At 62.5% G+C, this 19,184-nt stretch carries 13 protein-coding genes and 1 pseudogene; 10 read left to right on the top strand and 4 right to left on the bottom strand.

Annotation, left to right across the window (positions count from 1 at the left end):
* Positions 1 to 7: 7 nt before the first annotated feature.
* The 6 genes and pseudogenes from ACY693_RS03790 to ACY693_RS03765 all read left to right on the top strand — a co-directional run bounded on the left by ACY693_RS03790 (position 8) and on the right by ACY693_RS03765 (position 8,628).
* Positions 8 to 1,144: pseudogene (locus ACY693_RS03790) on the top strand (dicarboxylate/amino acid:cation symporter).
* Positions 1,141 to 2,007, top strand: a complete 867-nt coding sequence (locus ACY693_RS03785) for a substrate-binding periplasmic protein (RefSeq protein WP_462320502.1) — start codon at positions 1,141 to 1,143, stop codon at positions 2,005 to 2,007. Before ACY693_RS03790 ends, ACY693_RS03785 begins: the two are co-directional and overlap by 4 nt.
* A 104-nt stretch (positions 2,008 to 2,111) precedes the next feature.
* The gene (locus tag ACY693_RS03780; protein ID WP_462320501.1) at positions 2,112 to 2,978 is read left to right on the top strand and encodes a DUF481 domain-containing protein; all 867 of its coding nucleotides are present in this window, start codon (positions 2,112 to 2,114) and stop codon (positions 2,976 to 2,978) included.
* A gap of 19 nt (positions 2,979 to 2,997) precedes the next feature.
* Positions 2,998 to 6,423, top strand: coding sequence for a mechanosensitive ion channel domain-containing protein (locus ACY693_RS03775; RefSeq protein ID WP_462320500.1), 3,426 nt, complete (start codon positions 2,998 to 3,000; stop codon positions 6,421 to 6,423).
* 163 nt (positions 6,424 to 6,586) lie between these two features.
* Complete coding sequence (locus ACY693_RS03770; protein ID WP_462320499.1) at positions 6,587 to 7,333, top strand: 20S proteasome subunit A/B; 747 nt, start codon at positions 6,587 to 6,589, stop codon at positions 7,331 to 7,333.
* Between the two features lie 248 nt (positions 7,334 to 7,581).
* A complete protein-coding gene (locus ACY693_RS03765; RefSeq protein WP_462320498.1) occupies positions 7,582 to 8,628 on the top strand; it encodes a rod shape-determining protein in 1,047 nt (348 codons plus the stop codon).
* A 6-nt stretch (positions 8,629 to 8,634) separates the two neighbouring features.
* On the opposite strand, the gene ACY693_RS03760 is transcribed toward ACY693_RS03765, so the two are convergent.
* From ACY693_RS03760 to ACY693_RS03750, 3 genes are all read right to left on the bottom strand, one after another.
* Positions 8,635 to 9,159, bottom strand: coding sequence for a disulfide bond formation protein B (locus tag ACY693_RS03760; RefSeq protein ID WP_462320497.1), 525 nt, complete (start codon positions 9,157 to 9,159; stop codon positions 8,635 to 8,637).
* 135 nt (positions 9,160 to 9,294) lie between these two features.
* A complete protein-coding gene (locus ACY693_RS03755; protein ID WP_462320496.1) occupies positions 9,295 to 10,344 on the bottom strand; it encodes a LysM peptidoglycan-binding domain-containing protein in 1,050 nt (349 codons plus the stop codon).
* A 147-nt stretch (positions 10,345 to 10,491) separates the two neighbouring features.
* Positions 10,492 to 11,856 (bottom strand): TrpB-like pyridoxal phosphate-dependent enzyme, encoded by a 1,365-nt coding sequence (locus ACY693_RS03750; RefSeq protein ID WP_462320495.1) that lies wholly within the window; start codon positions 11,854 to 11,856, stop codon positions 10,492 to 10,494.
* A gap of 348 nt (positions 11,857 to 12,204) precedes the next feature.
* On the opposite strand from ACY693_RS03750, the gene ACY693_RS03745 reads away from it, so the two are divergent.
* The 4 genes from ACY693_RS03745 (at position 12,205) to ACY693_RS03730 (ending at position 17,709) form a co-directional block, all read left to right on the top strand.
* Positions 12,205 to 13,398 carry a cell surface protein gene (locus ACY693_RS03745; RefSeq protein ID WP_462320494.1) on the top strand — a complete coding sequence of 398 codons (1,194 nt, stop codon included), beginning with the start codon at positions 12,205 to 12,207 and terminating at the stop codon, positions 13,396 to 13,398.
* A gap of 76 nt (positions 13,399 to 13,474) precedes the next feature.
* A complete protein-coding gene (locus tag ACY693_RS03740; RefSeq protein WP_462320493.1) occupies positions 13,475 to 14,248 on the top strand; it encodes an ATP-binding cassette domain-containing protein in 774 nt (257 codons plus the stop codon).
* A gap of 135 nt (positions 14,249 to 14,383) precedes the next feature.
* Positions 14,384 to 15,826: an ABC transporter permease/substrate-binding protein gene (locus ACY693_RS03735; protein WP_462320492.1), complete on the top strand. Its 1,443-nt coding sequence runs from the start codon at positions 14,384 to 14,386 to the stop codon at positions 15,824 to 15,826.
* A gap of 140 nt (positions 15,827 to 15,966) precedes the next feature.
* On the top strand, positions 15,967 to 17,709 hold the full coding sequence (locus tag ACY693_RS03730; RefSeq protein ID WP_462320491.1) for a B12-binding domain-containing radical SAM protein: 1,743 nt from the start codon (positions 15,967 to 15,969) through the stop codon (positions 17,707 to 17,709).
* A gap of 178 nt (positions 17,710 to 17,887) precedes the next feature.
* Here ACY693_RS03730 and ACY693_RS03725 read toward each other — a convergent pair.
* A partial coding sequence (locus tag ACY693_RS03725) for a DUF3459 domain-containing protein (RefSeq protein WP_462320490.1) occupies positions 17,888 to 19,184 on the bottom strand: 1,297 nt, incomplete at its 5' end.

Below are 19,184 nucleotides of genomic sequence, written 5' to 3'. Positions count from 1 at the left end.
CCTGTCGATGTGTCTGCTGCCGATCCTGATCACTGCGATCATCGTCGGCATCGCCGGCCTGCTTCGAGACGACAACACGCGACCCTTGTTTAAGCCGATGGCCGGCCTCTACCTAGTCGGCCTGATCCTGCCCTGCGTTGTTGGCATCGCCACCGCCCTGATCCTGGCGCCGGGCATCGGTCTCGGGCCGGAGGCGGAGCAGAGCATCGGCGCCTTGATCATCGAATCTCCGGCGGCGGGCAAATCGGATGGCGGCATCCTGAGTTTTCTGGCTCAGATCATTCCGACCAATCCGTTCGAGGCCCTGAGCGCTAATGACGTGATGAGCATCGTCTTTCTCAGCGTCTGCATCGGGTTGGCACTTGGGGTCATCCGCCGGGAAGCCGCCGAGCCCGCGCTGAAGGTCTCGCAGGCGGTTTATGACGCCTTCATGCAGCTCTTTCGCTGGGCGATCCTTGTACTCGCGCCGGGCTTGCTATTGTTCATCTCGGGGGTCGTGGCGCAGATCGACGCCAAGGTGCTGCTGGCGTTGACCAAGTTCGTGATTACCTTCTAGGTCTCCGGCGTGCTGCTGATGGTCGTCTACATGCTGTTGTTCTGGCTCGCCGTGCGCGGCCCGCTCGTCGCAACCCTCTCCAAGCTGAGCAACCCGAACGTGCTCGCCTTCATGACCAACAATCCAGTGGTTGCACTGCCCGCGACCTTGGACACCCTGGAGAAGGACTATGGCATCGACCGCCGGGTCCCAGACCTGGTGATCCCGTTCGGGATCTTCGCCAATCAGCACGGTGCGGTCTTCCTGCTCTCCTTCTTGACCGTGTTTCTGGCCCAGATCTATGTGATCGATCTCGGCATCCAGGACTATGCCGTCATCGCCATTGGCTCGATCATCGCTGGTGCCACCGCGGTTGGGGGTGGAGCGGTGCTGATCCCGACCGTCGCCCCGATCCTTGGTGCCGTCGGCATACCGACCTCGCTCGCACTGGTGGTGCTGGCCACCACCGACAACATCATTGGTCCGCTGCGCACGGTGCTCACCCTGCAGGCCAATGCCACCCTGACGGTCATGACCGCTCGGCGCGGGCAGGAGAGGCCAGAAGAGCCGGCGCTCCAGAGCACGGCAAGCGAAGCGGAGGCGACATGATCCAAAGGCTAGGAAACCCGCTTTCGATCCTGATGCGGTTGGCGCTGAGCCTGATGTCGCCGATGGGTCAGATCCTGGCCGACGAGCCTGCTGTCTTTCCGGACATCCAACGCATCCTCGATGCCGGGACCATCCGTGTCGCGGTCCGCGCCCGGGATGCTGCGCCGATGATCATGACCGACGCCGACGGATCACCGGCGGGCTCCGAGCCCGACCTAGCGCGTGACCTGGCCAAGAAGTTCGGCGTTGAGGTCGCCTTCGTGCGCACCGCTGATACCTATGATGGGGTGATTGGTGTAGTCGCGCGCCAGGAGGCCGATATCGCAGTCTCCTATCTCTCGGGCGGGATGGAGCGCGCGCGCTATGTCTTCTTCTCGGACCCTTACATCCGGCAGAACGGTCGATTGGTCTACAACCGTGCCGAGTTTGCCAAGCTCAAGCGCGATTACCGGATCGAGGAGCTGCGGGCCATGAGCGATCTCCCCGTGGCCACCGAGCTCCAGGTGGGCGTTGTCGAAGGGAGTGTCTACGCCACCAACCTCGAACGGGATTTTCCGCGCTCCCGACTGCGTCGATTCGACAGCCTCGATGAGATGATGGCGGCGGTGAGGAGCGGTGAGACCTTCGCCGCACTGCACGGCGGTCTGCAGATCGATTACTACCTGCGCCGCAACCCGGCGACGGCGATCTACATCGCCCTGGACCCGGACATCCGCCAATCCAGCGACATCCGCATCGCCGTGCGGCCCGACGCGCCCAATCTGCTGCGCTGGATCAATCTCTACCTGGCCGATCACGTCGGCATGCTTGACGATGCCGAGATCGTCCGCCGCTATCTGAACCGAGAACAGGATTTGCCGTGAGGGTTATCGCTTTAGGGGCCGGCGTCTCGGCTTCTATCCGTTGTCTGATCGTTGGTCTGGTTGCGCTCTTAGGGTTGCCAGCCGCGCTGGCCGCTGAGATTGTCATGGCTAATGGTGATCGTCTGACCGGCACCATCCTTGAGGACACTCAGGAGACCATCCTGCTGCAGACGGACTACCTCGGCATCGTTCGGATCGATCGTCGCGGGGTGCAAGCAGTGGATCGCGAGCCGGCTCAACCGGAGTTGCTGGCGGAGGCGCCGATCGAGCCCGATTTGGATCAGATCCCGGCCACTGTTGCAGAAGCAAACACGCCAGACCGCCAGTTCAGCGGTCGCGTCAACCTTGCCCTCAGCGATGAGCGGGGCAATAACGACAAGACTGAGATCGACATCGACTACCAGCTGGAATACCGCCAGGGCTGGCATCGGTTTCAGAGTCTAGGCGCGCTCGAATTCGATACCAACGACTCGGAGAAGATCACCGATAAGTGGTCAACCTTCAACCAGTACAGCCGGCTGTTTCCATCGCGCTGGTTCGGTGCCGCCTGGTTGAGCTTCGAGCATGATCGCTTCTCCGACCTGCGCTTGAGAACGGTCGGCGGACCGAGCCTCGGGTATCTCGCCTTCGAGAGCGAGGCGCGTAACTTGTCCATCGAGGCCGGGCCGACGCTGTTGCAAGAGGACTTTTATGGTCAGCCCGACCAGGACTTCTCGGGTGTCTCATGGCTCCTGCGCTACGATCAACTGGTTTGGCAGGAGCGCCTGCAGCCCTACCACCGGCAGTTCGGCTACATCGCCCTTGACGGCAAGGACAAGGTGCTCTGGCAGTCGTGGACTGGCATCCGAATGCCCTTGGCGGGTGGTCTCACCGCGAGTATCGAATTCGAATACGACTACGACAGCAACCCGGCGATTCGGGCCAAGACCACCGACACCACGCTCAACCTGAAGCTGGGGTATGCCTGGTGAAGCCGGACCCCATCGAATCGTGACCAAGCGGTCTCGTCGAAGCCTCCTTGCGATCGGCCTGATGCTGATCGGGGTGGTCTTCCAGATCACCTGGGCCCAACCCGAGACGGTTGGCGAAGGCTCACCGGTGAAGCCTGCGGTCCTCGACGCCAAGATCGCCGAGACCGAATCGGCGGCTAACCTGCCGGAGGAGGTCAAGAATCGACGGCTGTCCCTCTACCGACAGGCACTCACACACCTGGAGGAGGCGGCCGCAGATCGGGCGGCCGCGGAGGCCTTTCGTGAGGCGCTGAAAACAGCGCCCAGCGAGACCTCAGCGATCCGGGAGGAGGTGGCGGCGTCGAGCAGCGCAAGCGGCACGCAGGTGGCAGCGACTCCGTTCATCGATGCGGCTTCACCGCTTCAAGACCTAGAGGCGCTCCTACTCCAGAACAAAGCGGATCTCGCGACCACGGACCAGCTGCTGTCTGACCTGAAGAAACGGCTGGAGGAGGCGGCGGCGCGCCCGGTTGCGATCCGTGAACGCTTGCGCACGGCGGAAGCGGAGCGCGCGCAGACCCTTGCCCGCTTGCAGGCGCTGACCCCCGCGGAAGACGCCACTGCAGACGGCCAGGCGCGACGCTGGGGGCTGGAGACCCAGCGAGCCGCGTTGGACGCGGAGATCGAGATGCTCAATCAGGAGCGCTTGAGTCAGCCGGCCCGGCTCGACCTGCTCGAGGCGAGGCGCGACAAGGCAGCGCAAGACGCAGCGGCGATTGGCCAGCGCATCGCGCAGTTGGAAGACCTGATCACGCAGCGGCGGCAGTCGGAGGCAGCGCGCGCGCAGGCGACGGCGGAGGCTAAGCGTCTCGAAGCAAAGGGCCAACATCCGCTCGTGGTCCGACTCGCCGAGCAGAACGCCAGCCTCTCGAGCAGCCTTGCTGACACCGTGGCTCACCTGGACGCGATCAGGCAACAGACCGAGACGACCGCGCGGCTGCAGCAACAGCTCGAAGGGGATTATGAGAGCGCGCGCCAGGTGCTCGACATCGGCGGCTCCAACCTCAGTGGCCAGCTCGGCAACCTGTTACTGCAGCAGCGCGAATCCCTGCCGGATCTGCGAGCGTTTCAGCGCGAAGCGCTGGCGCGCGAGGAGCAGGCGAGCCAAACCGGGGTCAAGCGGGTACTGCACCGACGCGAGCAGCAGCGGCTTGCCGATACGGATGCCTATGTTGCAGCCCTGCTGCGCGAAGCGGATGCCAACGCCCAGACTGGTCCGCTTCGCGCCCGACTCCTGGAGCTGGTTGATGAACGGCAGACCTTGCTCGACAAGGCGATCGAGTCCGAGGATGCGCTGCTGCTCAAGCTCGGCGAGTTGGAGACCGCGCAATCCGATCTACTCGCGACGATCAAGCAATTCGATGCGCTCCTGGACGTGAATCTGCTCTGGGTTCGCAGTGCCTCGCGCACCGAGCTTGCCGAGCTTGGCGCGCTGCCCGATCAGGTATGGCGGATCATCTCGCCGAGCGGTTGGGCCGCTGTCGCCGGCGTGCTGCTGCATCAATCCATCCACTCGCCCGTCTTCCTGCTGCTCGGGGTCTTCCTGCTCCTGTTCCTCTGGGGCCGCAAGCACCTGGTGCAGCTGATAGAAGCCATCAGCGAGCGGCTCGGTAAGCCGACCAGTGATCGCTTCGTTTACAGCCTTCAGGTGCTTTTCATCACGCTGCTCGCCGCCGCGGCCTGGCCGCTGGCGGCCGCGGTGATCGGCTGGCAGCTGCGGGTCTCATCGCAAGCGACCGATTTCTCGATGGCGGTTGGCAGTGCACTCCTCGCACTCGCCATGCAGTTCTATTTTCTTCGCGGGCTGCGCCTCATCTGCATCCCACGCGGGCTCGCAGCAGCCCATTTTCGCTGGCCTGCATCCAGTCTGCGGCTGTTGCGCGGGGAGCTGGATCGACTGTCCTGGACCTATCTGCCCGCTGCGGCAGTGTTGCTGGTCATCGTGCATCTGGACCCCCTGAATGCCGGCTGGGCCGTGGGGCGCGTTGCCTTTGTCGCCCTCGTCGTCTCTCTTTCGATCAGCTTCTATCGCTTGCTGCATCCAAGGACTGGTGTCTTTGCCCACAGCACCCGGCGCGAAGCCGGTCGGCCACCGCCGTTCATCTACAGGCTCCTGTATCCATTGATCGTCATCGCTCCCTTGGTGATCGGGGTCCTGGAACTGATGGGCTATCTCTACACCGCCGAAACGCTGCTCAGCCGCTTCGTCCAGAGCGCCTGGATGGTGGTCGCGCTGATCCTGGTGGCGGCACTGGCGCAACGCTGGGTCCAGGTGACGCGCCGACGGATCGCTTACGACAAGGCGATGGAACGCCGCCAGCTGGCCGAAGACGCCCGTCAGCGGGATCGGCAGCACACCGATGCAGAGGTTCAGGATGCCGCTGCGTTGACCGAGGTGAAGGAGCCGCAGATCGATCTTGACTCATTGAGCGATGCCAGCCGCGGACTGATCAGGACCGCGGTGGTCACCGCCGCCCTGGTTGGGCTCTGGATCATCTGGTCTGACGTCATCCCGGCCTTGCAGGTGTTCGATCAGGTGACGCTGTGGCGTCAGACGGTCATGATCGACGGTGTAGAGCAGGTCGACCTGGTGACGCTGGAGGACCTTGGTCTCACGCTCGCCTTCGGCATCGCGACCCTGGTGCTGGTAAAAAAGCTGCCGGCGGTGCTGGAGATGATCCTGCTGCATCGCACGGCGATGACGGCCGGTGGCCGCTACACCGTCATCACCCTCGCCACCTATTCGATCATCACCCTGGGTCTGCTGCTCGTCTTCGGCACCATCGGTGTCCAGTGGTCAAAACTGCAATGGCTGGTCGCGGCGCTTGGCGTCGGCATCGGCTTTGGTCTGCAGGAGATCGTGGCCAACTTCATCAGTGGTCTCATCATCCTGTTCGAGCGGCCGGTGCGGGTGGGCGATATCGTCACCGTCGGCGATACCGACGGCGTGGTCACCAAGATCCAGATCCGCGCGACCACCATCCGCAACTGGGACCGCAAGGAGCTGCTGGTCCCAAACAAGGAATTCGTCACCGGGCGCCTGCTCAACTGGTCACTCTCCGACCAAATGACGCGGGTGGTGGTCGTCGTCGGGGTCGCCTACGGTAGCGATGTCGATCAGGCCTTGTCACTCATGCGCGAAGCCGCGCAGGAGCATGAGCACGTCCTCGACGACCCGGCCCCGATCCTGAGCTTCGAGGGTTTTGGCGATAACTCGCTGACCCTGATCCTCCGCGCCTACCTGAGCTCGATCGACTACCGGATCGCGACCATCACCGATCTCCACAAAGCGATCAACCGGAAGTTCAACGCCGCCGGCATCGTCATCGCCTTCCCGCAGCGCGATCTGCATCTGGACACGAATGGGCCGCTGAAGGTCGAGGTGCAGCACGCGCAGGCCGAATAAAAGGCCCCGGCACAACCGTTTGGGATTGGCGGGCTAACTCACGCGGGTCCATTGACTGGATTTGGTCGGCTCAGAACGGGTCTCTTCAAACGCGGTGAGCTGCCGAGTCACGGCTGAATGTCCGTATGATTCGGATTCATCGGCTATCCCCTTAGAGGCCACTATGACCTACTGTCTTGGACTTGTCGTCGATGCCGGCTTGGTGCTGGCGTCGGACTCGCGCACGAATGCTGGCGTGGATTACGTCACTAGCGTGAGCAAGCTGCATGTGTTCCAGCCTGCGCCAGACAGGTTGTTTGTGCTGGTCTCGGCCGGCAATCTGGCCTCGACCCAGGAGGTGCTCAACCTCATCCGCCGCGATCTTGACCAGCCGCCGCCGGGACTGAATCTCAATTCGGCCAACTACGTGTTCGAGGCGGCGGACTATGTTGGTCGCATCAATCTTGGCGTCCAGCGCGATCGAGGCTCGTCACTTGCCGCGCATGGGGTCAGCGCCGAGACCACGCTGATCCTGGGTGGGCAGATTGCTCAGCAGCCTCCGGGATTGTTCCTGATCTATCCACAAGGCAATTATTTCAGCGCCTCGCCCGAGACGCCTTATCTGCAGATTGGAGAGAACAAGTACGGTAAGCCAGCGCTGGATCGCATCGCACGGCCGGAGCTGTCGTTGGAGGATGCGGCACGACTTTGTCTGGTCTCTCTGGACGGCACATCCCGCTCCAATGTCACCGTTGGCCCGCCGTTCGAGATCGCCATCTACCCTAGAGACAGCCTCGCCTTGAGTCATCGGCTCAAGCTCCCGCTCGACTCGCCGTTGCTTGCACAGGTGTCGCAAAGCTGGAATGCGGGGCTCCGCAAGGCCTTTGAGCAGCTCCCGCGGTTCGACTGGGAGGAGCAGCAAAGCAGCTGACTTGTGAGTCAAACGTTCGGCGCAAGGCCTGGAGCGAGAGGCCTAGAGCGCAAGGCAGCGATCTTGAACAGAGAAAATCCTCGATCAGATCGGTATATTGGTCAGGCTTAGGCGTTGACTTAACGATCGGGCTGAACGGTCGGCGCGGCCTCGATGAGGCCCGCGTGCTGGCGTCGCATTGCATGCGGAGGGCGAGCCGAGATCCCAGGGCCTTTTGATATGTTGTCGTTCTTTTCGGGGAAACTTTAATGGTGTTGAGGCGTTTTCGAGGACTGTTCTCCAACGATCTGTCGATCGACTTGGGAACGGCAAATACGGTGATCTATACCCGTGGCCAGGGAATCGTGCTGAACGAGCCTTCGGTCGTCGCGATCCGTCAAGACAACGAGACCGGGCGCAGGGCGGTGGTCGCAGTGGGTGAAGAGGCCAAGCGGATGCTGGGTCGAACGCCGCAAAATGTAACGGCTATCCAACCGATGAAGGATGGCGTGATCGCCGATTTTACGATCACGGAAAAGATGTTGCAGTACTTCCTGAATAAGGTTCACGAGTCGACCTTCGTTCGCCCGAGCCCGCGCGTGCTGATTTGCGCCCCTTGTGGCTCGACACAGGTCGAGCGCCGCGCGATCAAGGAGCTGGCGGCCAGCGCGGGTGCGCGCGAGGTCTACTTGATCGAGGAGCTGATGGCTGCAGCACTGGGAGCCGGATTGCCGGTGCACGAGCCGCGTGGGTCAATGGTGCTGGACATCGGCGGCGGCACCGCAGAGGTTGCCGTGCTCTCGCTCAATGGCATCGTCTTTTCCCATTCGGTGCGTATCGGCGGTGATACCTTTAATGACGCCATTATCAGCTACGTGCGCCGCCATTTCGGCAGCTTCATCGGCCAAGCAGCGACCGAGAGCATCAAGCACAGTATCGGCTCGGCCTTTCCGAGCAGTGAGGCGATCGAGATCGAGGTCAAGGGGCGCAATCTCACCGAAGGTATGCCGCGCAGCTTCAAGCTCAGTAGCAGTCAAGTCTTGGAGGCCTTGCAGGAGCCGCTAATGGGCATTGTGAAGGTGGTCAAACAGGCGCTCGAGCAGACGCCGCCTGAGCTGGGTGCGGACGTCGCCGAGCGCGGCATCGTGCTGACCGGGGGCAGTGCGCTTCTGCGCGATATCGACCGCCTGATCGCCGAAGAGACGAGTCTGCCGGTCATCGTTGCTGAAGACCCGCTGACCTGTGTTGCACGAGGTGGTGGCAGGGCGCTTGAGATGATAGGCGGGCGCAATATTGACCTGTTTTCTAGTGACTAACACTTTCTAGTGACTAACACCCGCCAGTCTATCTTTGGTTTCGCGCTTGGCACGACCCAGCAGCCACAGGCCGAGACCAAATGCCAATAGAAAACAGAGTAACGCCCATTGCGCTAACGACAGGCCGAGCAAGATCAGGCCCTCGTCCTCACAGAAGCCCGTTGCCATGAACAGCGCTGGAAGCTGCATTCCCAGCCATTCTACGATTCGCTCGATTGGGCCCATGTCTGCGCTAATGCAGGAGACACTGCCGGCGGGCTGGTTCTGTAGCCAGATCTGATAGGCAGCCGTTCCTGCGCCGCCGCCTGCGGCAATCACTGTCAGGCCTCCGCTGAAGCGCTGGGCGAGGCCAGGCGTCAGCGCCGCAATCAACGCCAGTGGGGCCATCAGCATGTACAGAAGTCGCTGGAAGATACACAGATGACAGGGTTGTAGCATCAGCCATTCGGTGAGCAGAATACTCGTGAGTGCAAGTGCTGCGCTCGCGGCTGCGATGAACATCCAGAGGTTGCGCGTTGAGACGATCGTCATAGGTGGTCGCGGCGATGAGTGGTCGTCGAGCACTGAGCTAAGGCCAAGTCTGGTCAGTCAGTGTTGGGGGCTCATTGCTCAATGCTGGGGCTGGCTCACTGGAGCGCTTGGCTAGAGCAGGTTTGCTCCATCCACTTAGGGGATGACCAATGTCAAACCCGGCATGACACGATCGGGATCATCGAGCAGGTGCCGATTCGCCTCGAAGATCTCCTGCCAGCCCTTGTCGGTCCCGTACACGAGCGCACTGATACGAGCGAGCGAGTCGCCGGGGCGCACTCGATAAACGGTACGATTCCCTTCGGCGCGAGCAAGCAGATACTGATTGCGATGCAGTGCATTCTCGGCCTCGCGGATCTGCTGCCAAAGCTGCGGATTGTTGACCCCTTGGCCTTCCCGGATTAGACGCTCCAGTGTCTCCGCCTCTGAACGTGCTTGCGCGCGTGCGTCATTTGCGGTGACAGTGCCGCCTTCAGGTGCTGGCAATCGGGCTCGTAGCTCCTCGAGTCGGCTCTCGAGCTGTTGTTTCGCCTCCGCGCGTCTAGCCTCTGCTGCTTGCAGGCGCTCGACCTGTGCTTCGCGTTGTGCGAGCTGCTGTTCGAGCCGTTGGATCTGAGCATCAAGATTGGTCGCCCGATCTTTGTGCTCGCGCAGCCGCAATTCGGCCGCGGTGAGCTGAGCAGTGTGTTTCTGTGCCTCGCCCTGGCGCTGCTGCTTGAGTTGCTCGATCTCAGCGCGAAGCGCGTCGGCTGCCGCCGCTGCGCGATCGGCGGCAGATTGGCTATCACTCAACCGACGTTTGAGTGGCGCCACTTGAGCCGCCTCAGCCTCGAGATCCGCCTGTTTGCGATTAAGGAGATCGAGCTGCAGGCGCATCGCGGCCTTTTCGGCGTCGACTTCATCGAGCCTCGTCTGCAGTGTTGCGACTTCTCCCTTGGTTGCATTGGCCGATTCCTTGAGGCGCTGGAGCCTGGTCTCTAGCTGCTCCTTCTCCGCTGCGATCTTGGCTAATCGGTCGGCGGTGTCACCGCTGGTCTGCGTGAATTCGGCGCCGGCCTGAGGAGGATTGCCCCCTTTGCTGTCGTCGTCAGCAGGGTTCCCGGTCAGCTCCGAACCGTCGACTGGCTGGGGCGCTTGGTCAGCAAGGGCAATGCAGGTGGAGAGCAGCAGGGAGCAAGCGCTCAATGCTAGCCAGACGCCATTGCCTCTCGATCGCAGGCGCGGCGGACCGCTTCGACGTGGTTGGATGTTTGTAGAAGGTGTCGGCATGACAGTCTCCGTCGGTGTTAGTCGCAACGGTTTCGGCTGAGGTGGTGGGCTTGACCCGGCTGATCAGCCGCAGCCGCTGGGCAGACCTGCTAGGGCCATGGCCATCTCGCCTTCGTCATAGCTGAGGTCGTTGAGCTTGCCCTCTCTGTAGTCCATATAGGCCTGCATATCGAAGTGGCCGTGACCACAGAGATTGAACAGTATGGCCTTGGACTCGCCTGACTCGCGGCATTTCTCGGCCTCGTGGATGGCCGCGCGCACGGCATGGTTGGCCTCTGGTGCTGGCAGGATGCCCTCGGCCTTGGCGAAGCTAATGCCGGCGTCGAAGCACTCGAGCTGGTGGTAGGAGCGCGGCTTGAGCAGGCCGAGCTTGGCCAGATGGCTAATCTGGGGCGCCATGCCGTGATAACGCAGTCCGCCAGCGTGGAAGCCGGGCGGCACAAAGCTGGACCCGAGCGTGTACATCTTGACCAAAGGGGTCAAGTGGGCCGTATCGCCGAAGTCGTAGGCGAAGGCGCCCTTGGTCAGGGTTGGGCAGGCTGAGGGCTCGACTGCGATGAACTCGGTCTTCAGATCGTCGCGCAGGGCCTGATGCAGGAAGGGGAAGGCAAGGCCAGCGAAGTTGCTACCGCCGCCTGTGCAGCCGATCACGAGGTCCGGGTAGTCGTTGGCCATCTGCATCTGCTCGATTGATTCAAGGCCAGTGACGGTCTGATGCAACAGGACATGGTTGAGCACCGAGCCGAGCGCATAGCGGGTGTCGTCGCGCTGCACCGCGAGCTCAACCGCCTCGCTGATGGCGATGCCGAGGCTGCCGGTGCTGTCTGGATGCTCGGCGAGGATGGCGCGGCCAGACTCAGTCCGGTCGCTGGGGCTGGCGATGCACTCGGCGCCCAGGGTCTCCATGTAGGCGCGGCGGTACGGCTTATGATTGAAACTAACCCGGACCATGAACACCTGGATCTCGAGGTCGAAGAAGCTACCAGCGAGCGCTAGCGACGAGCCCCATTGGCCGGCTCCGGTCTCGGTGGTGATGCGTTTGACGCCCTCGGCCTTGTTGTAGAAGGCCTGCGCGATCGCGGTATTCGGCTTGTGCGAGCCGGCAGGGCTGACGCCCTCATATTTGTAATAGATGCGGGCTGGGGTATCGAGCGCCTTCTCCAATCGGCGCGCGCGGAACAGCGGCGATGGCCGCCACTGGCGATACACCTCGCGAACCGGTTGAGGGATCTCGACCTCGCGCTCGGTGCTCATCTCCTGCTCGATGACGGCACGCGGGAAGATCGGGGCTAGGTCGTCGGGTGTGATTGGCTGTTTGGTTCCAGGATGAAGCACCGGCGCCATTGGCTCGGGCAGGTCGGCATTGATGTTGTACCAGAACCTGGGCAGGTGCTCTTCGTCGAGCAGGTACTTGACGCTGTCGGTCATGATCGTGCTGTGGGCTCTCGAGGCATGGTGATTGTGAGGTCTTGGCACAAGCTGGCAACCACAAGCGCGCCTGCGGTTCAGGCTTGGGCCATTTTCGGCGCGTCGTGACGCGTTCCGAAGGCGTCGGCAAGTGTGCCAGGTTCTTGGTGTCGGCTGAAGCGCTTTGGCGCAATGGTGAGGTCGGAGCTGATCCGGGTCTTGATTCCGGTCATCGACTTGGGCTGCCGGGTTTCGCTTGTCGACGTCCGGCTGCGGCGTTATGTTCGTCAAGCCGTGGGTCGGACAGCATCTCGTCCCTCACTCACCGCGTACGATCGATCATCAGCGCTTTGATCCAGAGGTCCTTTCATGAGCACCACCCCAGCCCCGATGCAGTACCTGGATAAGGCCATGAATACGCTGCACGAGATGGGCCTGGTGTCCACCGAGCGGCCCACCGATCAGAACAGCGCCGATGATCCGATGATCCCGTTGCTGAACGTGATTGCTGGTCTCGATGAAGCGCGGGTTACAGCCATTGCGCGCACGCTGGCTCAAGCCTCGACATTCAACACCATCGTTCGCCAGCAGGTGCAGGCGATGGAGATTGGCACGCGCTTCGAGGAGATCACCAATGCCTTCAACAGCATTCGCCATGATGCCAAGGTGATGGTCGATCAGCTCGAGGACGTTCAGGTCGAAACCCTCGAGTTCGAGCAGGTTGCTTATCTGTGGAGGAAGGTGACGCGGGGCGACATCCCGAGCCGGTTCGAGAGGATCAAGGCGAACTACCTGGAGGTCACCGAAAGCACCAACGAGCAGATCCTGCGCGAACAGCGCATCCTCGATGCCTATCAGGACTTTCGCGGGGCGCTGAAATCCTCGGAAGTGCTGGCGACGGAGGTGTTCAATCTCGCCGAAGCCGAGCTTGAGGCAGCGCGCACCGCGGTTGACCAGTCGATGCAAGCGATCGAGACCTTCAGCGGTGATGATGCTGCCGCCCGTGCCCGGTTAGAGATGGCGCGCGATGAACGGCTGCGGGCCCTGCAGGCTGCAGAGAAGCGCTATCAGATCGCTAAAGACCTGGCTGACAACCTGACCGTCTCGTACAACACCTCTGAGGTGGTGATGGCCCGGCTGCTGCAGACCACCAATGCCAAAGAGCGGTTATATCAGCAGTCGATCAGCTTCTTCACCACCAACGAGACCGTGCTCACCGCGCTCAGCGCCTCGTTTAGCGGCATGTTCGGCCTGGACGAGACCGCCGAGACCGTCAATGCGATGAAGGACGGGATCAGCCAGCCGCTCGAGGTCCTGGCCGATCTCGGAGGTTCGGTGCAGGAGGAAGCGATCAAGGCTGGCTATGGACCGGCCATTCGCGCCGACTCAGTGAAGCGGCTGCTCGAGTCCGTTGTCAGCTATCAAACCCATTCGCGCGAGATCATCGAGGAGATGCGCGTCGCGTCTACCCGCAATGCCGAGGAGATCCGTGATGCGGTTGAGGATGGTAAACGGCGCATGGTGCGACTTGCCGAGCAGGGCCAGGCGCTGACAGCGGCCTAATGGCGGCAACGGATTTCGACCTCGTCAGCGATGGCTTCTGCACTGGCAGTGGTTCTTAGGATCGGAACCGGACCAGATGCTCAGGTACACCGGGGTCTCTAAAGGCTACAACGGCCAGCTCGCACTGGACGGCATCGATCTCGACTGCGCCGAGGGTGTGACGACCGTGTTGATTGGCCCGAGCGGCTGCGGCAAGTCGACCCTGTTGCGGCTCGCGGCCGGCCTGATTCGCGCCGATGCCGGCGAGGTCTGGCTCGATGGTGCGCCACTCGGCGCAGACAACCTACGTCAGGCGCGCCTGCGTATGGGCTATATGATCCAGGAAGGTGGGCTGTTTCCGCATCTGAGCGTGCGCACCAACGTCGAGCTGATGGCGCGCGAGCTCGGCTGGTCAGCGCTGCGGCGGAGCGAGCGACTCGCCGATCTGGCTGATCTGGTGCAGCTGCCAGCCGCGCTGCTGGATCGTTTTCCGCTCGAGCTCTCTGGTGGCCAGCGCCAGCGCGCAGCGTTGATGCGTGCGCTGATGCTGGACCCGGATCTGATCCTGCTCGATGAGCCCCTTGGCGCCCTGGACCCCATGATCCGTGTCGAGCTGCAGCGGGAGCTGGCGTCGATCTTTCAGCGTTTGCACAAGACCGTGCTGATGGTCACCCATGATCTGGCCGAGGCGGTTTTCTTCGGTGATCAACTGGTTCTACTACGCGCCGGACGCATCGTCCAGCAGGGCTCAGCCGAGACGCTCCTTCAATCCCCAGCGGAGCCCTTCGTCGCCGAGTTTGTCAATGCCCAGCGCGAGCCCCAGCGGGTCTTGACCGAAGTGGGCCAAAACCTGAGCGCGCCTGTCGGCTAAGCCATGGGTATGCAAACGCCTTTGCGAGGGCGCGGCGGCGTCCTTCTTCAGACCCGTCTCGTACTGCTGGTTGTGACGCTGGTGGCACCGATGAAGCTATCGGCTGAACCCCCGGTCCAATCGGTGCCTGCGCGCATGACTGCCCCCTCGGTCGAGGTGGGCTCAAAGAAGTTCACGGAGTCGGTGATCCTGGGAGAGGCGCTGACGCTGCTGCTAGCCGACGCAGGCTTCCAGGTCTCGCACCAGGCGGCCTTGGGCGGCACCCGCATCCTCTGGGGCGCGCTGCTCGCGGGCGAGATCGACGTCTATCCCGAGTATTCAGGGACGCTGCTGCGAGAGATCCTGGCCGATCAAGGGTTGGATGGATTGGATGCGTTGCGCACCGCATTAGCCGAGCGCGGTATCGAGATGTCGGCGCCGCTCGGCTTTGAGAACACCTATGCCATCGCGGTGACGGCAGAGACCGCCGAGCGGCTCGCTTTGACGACCATCTCAGACCTGCGTGCGCATCCTGATCTGCGCTTCGGGTTCAGCAATGAGTTTCTCGATCGCGGTGATGGCTGGCCTGGCCTGAAGCGTCGCTACCGCTTGCCGCACAGGCAGGTGCAGGGGCTGGATCACGACCTGGCCTATCGTGGGATCGCCAGCGGTCGCATCGACGCGACCGTGGTCTACACCACCGATGCCGAGATCGAGCGCTATGGATTGGTGCAGCTGGCTGACGACCTTGGCTATTTCGATGACTATCAGGCGGTGCTGCTCTATCGCAGCGATCTCGCGCAGCGCGTACCCGGGGCCGTACCGATCGTGCAACGCTTCGAAGCGGCGATTAGCGAACCGATGATGGCCGGGCTGAACGGGATGGTGAAGCTCGATGGTGCCAGTGAGCAGGAGGCGGCGGCGCAGCTCCTGGTCGACCGGTTTGACGTCCAGGTTGAGATGGAGCATCGGGGGCTGTGGCAGCGGCTGCTGGAGCGTACGCTGCAGCATGTGGGCTTGGTCAGCACCTCGCTGACGGCAGCGATCCTGGTCGCGGTGCCGCTTGGGATCATCGCCGCGCGCCGCCCGCGCCTGGGTCAGCTGTTGCTCGGGCTGACCGGTGTGCTGCAGACGATTCCCTCGCTCGCGTTGTTCGTGTTCTTGATCCCGCTGCTCGGCATCGGCTGGCCGCCAAGCGTCGCGGCGCTCTTCATCTACAGCCTGCTGCCGATTGTGCGCAACACGCACGCCGGGCTGACCGACATCCCGCCTCCGATCCGCGAGTCGGCCGATGTGATCGGGCTAAACCCGAATGCGCGCCTGCGTCTGGTCGAGCTGCCGCTGGCGGCACGTTCGATCCTCGCCGGGATCAAGACCTCGGCAGTGCTCAACGTTGGTACCGCAACCCTCGCCGCATTGATCGGAGCTGGTGGCTATGGGCAGCCGATCCTGACCGGTATCCGTCTCGATGACACGGCGTTGATCATGCAGGGCGCGGTGCCGGCCGCGTTGCTTGCACTTGCCTTTCAAGGGCTTTTTGAGCTGGGTGAGCGCTGGGTGGTCCCGCGCGGGCTCAGATTGCAGCCTGCAGCGACCTGATGGCTGCGCAATCTCTTCGGCTTGATGGCGATGTCTGAGGTCAGCGATCGAAAACGCTTTGCGTTTATGCGGCTTCTGCTTTCGAAGCGCAAAGAAAATGGCTGTATGATCCGAGGATTCCAAGCTAAACGGTCAGGATAATGGCGATTCCCAACACCCTGGGCCGATCCCAGGCAAACCGGCCCTTTCGTCTGCTACTGATCAAGCCCTCGCACTATGACGATGAGGGCTACGTGATCCAGTGGTGGCGCTCGTCGATCCCGTCGAATAGCCTGGCGGCGGTCTATGGCAATGCGCTCGATGCAGCCGAGCGTCAGGTGCTGGGGGCGGATGTTACGATCGAGGTCACGGTGCTCGATGAGACCAACACCCGGATCGACACGCGCCGGCTGAGCCGACACCTCAGGCGCGGGATCGATCGCCAAGGCGGTGGGGCGCTGGTCGGGCTCGTCGGGGTGCAATCAAACCAGTATCCGCGCGCGCTCGATCTGGCGCGGCGCTTCAAGGCCGCTGGGCTGCCGGTGGTGATTGGCGGCTTTCACGTCAGCGGCTGCCTGTCGATGCTCGAGCGGCGACCGGTTGAGCTACAGGCCGCGCTGGACGCGGGCATCAGCCTGTTCGCCGGCGAGTTGGAAGGGCGATTGGACCGGTTGCTGTTGGACGCTGTGAACGGCCAGCTCGAGCCGATCTACGACTACCTCAGCGATCTGCCGGACCTGACCGGCGCCCCGACACCCTACCTGCCAGCGGCCCGGATCAAGCGCACCATGGGCAAGCGCGCGAGCTTCGATGCCGGTCGTGGCTGCCCGTTCCTTTGCAGCTTTTGCACCATCATCAATGTGCAAGGGCGCAAATCGCGCCATCGCAGTGCCGATGACGTCGAGGCGCTGATCCGCGCCAATGCCGCTGATGGCACCCGTAACTTCTTCATCACTGACGACAACTTCGCGCGCAACCGCAACTGGGAGGCGATCTTCGACCGGCTCATCGCGCTGCGCGCCTCCGGTCTGGAGATCCATCTGGTGATCCAGGCGGATACCCAGACTCACCGCATCAAGGGCTTCATCGAGAAGGCTGCAGCGGCCGGGGTCAACCGCGTGTTCATCGGCTTGGAGAGCATCAACCCGGCGTCACTCAAGGGGGCGCAGAAGGGACAGAACAAGATTGGCGACTATCGCGCCTTGTTGCAGGCCTGGCATTCGGTTGGGGTGCTGACCTATGCTGGCTACATCATCGGCTTTCCGGATGACACCCCCGAGAGCATCCGCCGCGATATCCGGATCATCCAGCGCGAGCTGCCGATCGACATCATGGAGTTCTTCATCCTGACTCCGTTACCTGGGTCCAAGGATCATCAGCAGCTGGTGCAGCAGGGCGTGGAGCTTGAGCCCGACATGAACCAGTACGATACCCAGCATGTGACCACGGCCCATCCACGGATGTCGCGCGCCGACTGGGAGGGGATCTACCGCGAGGTCTGGGACCTCTACTACAGCGATGAGCATGTGGCGACGGTGCTACGCCGCTGCCGGGTCTGGGGTTATGACCCAAAGCATATGCTGGCCAAGCTCTTTGCCTTTCATGCGCCCATCGTTCATGAGCGCATGCATCCGCTCGAGGGCGGGCTGATTCGGCGCAAGGTGCGGCGCGATCGCCGGCCAGGTCTGCCGATCGAGCACCCACTGTTGTTCTATCCAAGGTTTGCCGTCGACTTCGTGATCAAATACGCCGGTGCCTACCGGATGCACCGACGCTATCGGCGCATCCTGGAGCGCGTGATGGCGGAGCCCGATCCGCTGGCTTATACCGATATCGCCATGGCGCCTGTTGTTGCCGATGAGCGCGAGACGCTGCAGCTCTATTCGGCGGTGGCAAGCGCCTAAAAAGGCTGCGGCGGTTGCGGGAGTCAGTGCTGGAATACCGAGCGGGGAGCCCATTGTCGCGATGCTGCGTCCGGATTCGGGGCGAGAGACCCCATTCGCGGAGGCGCTTTGAATCTGAGTGTTGTAGTGTGCGTTTCGATGGCTGAGCTCAGTTGCGCGCGTTGGCCCGTTGCGCGCTCTAGTCCATCGCGTCCTCGCCTGTGTCGCTGATCCACCATTGGACCGACCAGGGCGCTAGATGGTTTTCGCCCGTTGAGACAGGAGCAACATCTGAATCAGTCCCCGGCCGATGGTCGAGGATCAGTCCGGTTCGACAGGTCAACGCGATGTCCTGGGGCAGCTCGACGGCCTCGGCATTGATGTTGGCGATGAGCTGTAGCTGGCGGTGATCGCTCGTGGTCCAGTGTGCTGTCAGGCGACCGGGACCAAAGACTCGGGCATCGCCGCCTTGTTGGATCAACGGGATCAGCGGCTCGATTTCGGCTCGGCGCAAGGCGAGGAGTCGACGGCAGATGGAAAAGCGTCGCTGTTGTGCTGAGGAACGGCTGTTAGGCCGGGTCTCGTTGCCGAGTGCGTCGCGCCAGCGCCAGTCGAGCCGTGAGCGCTCGAAGGTCTTTGGATCATTGGGGTCAGGGATAATGGCGCGGTGGCTGGGATCGGTGAAGCCGGCGCTGCGGGCAAACTCGCGCCGCCGACCCTCACGCACTGCATCGGCGAGGTCGGCGCCGAAGTCGCAGAAGAATAGGAACGGGCTCTCGGCATCGAGCTCCTCGCCCATGAACAGCAGTGGTGGTGAGGGAGCGAGCAGGATCAGGGCGAAGGCGGCATCGCTGGCGTCGGTCGGGATCAGCTGATGTAGCCGCTCGCCGAAGGCACGGTTTCCAATCTGATCATGGTTCTGCAAGAAGTTGACCATCGCTACCGGTGGCAGATGGCCGCTTGCGGTACCGCGTCGGCAGCCATCGCGAAATGCGGAGGGCTCGCCCTGGTAGGCGAAGCCCTGGGTCAGTGCGCGCGCGATCAGGTCGGTGGTCGAGCGCTCGGGACTTGAGATGAAGTCCTGATAAGGACCGTCGCGCTCGTGGGTCAGCAGTTGATGCAAGGCGTGATGCAGATCGTCGTTCCACTGGGCAGTGAACTGGCGTGGTCGTCCGGCTGGGTCGCGCTCATAACGGCGCGCATCGTTGTGGTCGTTTTCAAGGATGAGGTGGATCTCGCGCTCGCGGCTTGGACCCGCTCGCACGCGCTCAGAAAGCTCCTCGAGCAGGTCGGGATGGCTAGCGTCGAGGATGCGATCAACGGCGTCGAGGCGCAGGCCATCGAAGCGATATTCCTCAAGCCAGTAGAGGGCGTTCTGGATGAAGAACTCGCGCACCCACTGCGCCTGTGAACCATCGAAGTCGATTGCCGCACCCCATGGTGTGTGGCGATCCGGATGGAAGAAGAACGGGGCATAGCAGTGAAGATAATTGCCC

This window comes from Halochromatium sp. (assembly GCF_054919635.1).
Note: the sequence above shows the minus strand (reverse complement) of the source record. Positions and strands in the feature narration are given on the sequence as shown.

Bases quoted from the DNA above. Each gene is read 5' to 3' on its own strand.
- ACY693_RS03750 (WP_462320495.1), bottom strand. From the start codon at position 11,856: ATGACCGACAGCGTCAAGTACCTGCTCGACGAAGAGCACCTGCCCAGG.
- ACY693_RS03760 (WP_462320497.1), bottom strand. From the start codon at position 9,159: ATGACGATCGTCTCAACGCGCAACCTCTGGATGTTCATCGCAGCCGCG.
- ACY693_RS03730 (WP_462320491.1), top strand. From the start codon at position 15,967: ATGGCGATTCCCAACACCCTGGGCCGATCCCAGGCAAACCGGCCCTTT.
- ACY693_RS03765 (WP_462320498.1), top strand. From the start codon at position 7,582: ATGGTGTTGAGGCGTTTTCGAGGACTGTTCTCCAACGATCTGTCGATC.
- ACY693_RS03745 (WP_462320494.1), top strand. From the start codon at position 12,205: ATGAGCACCACCCCAGCCCCGATGCAGTACCTGGATAAGGCCATGAAT.
- ACY693_RS03735 (WP_462320492.1), top strand. From the start codon at position 14,384: ATGACTGCCCCCTCGGTCGAGGTGGGCTCAAAGAAGTTCACGGAGTCG.
- ACY693_RS03785 (WP_462320502.1), top strand. From the start codon at position 1,141: ATGATCCAAAGGCTAGGAAACCCGCTTTCGATCCTGATGCGGTTGGCG.
- ACY693_RS03780 (WP_462320501.1), top strand. From the start codon at position 2,112: ATGGCTAATGGTGATCGTCTGACCGGCACCATCCTTGAGGACACTCAG.
- ACY693_RS03740 (WP_462320493.1), top strand. From the start codon at position 13,475: ATGCTCAGGTACACCGGGGTCTCTAAAGGCTACAACGGCCAGCTCGCA.
- ACY693_RS03770 (WP_462320499.1), top strand. From the start codon at position 6,587: ATGACCTACTGTCTTGGACTTGTCGTCGATGCCGGCTTGGTGCTGGCG.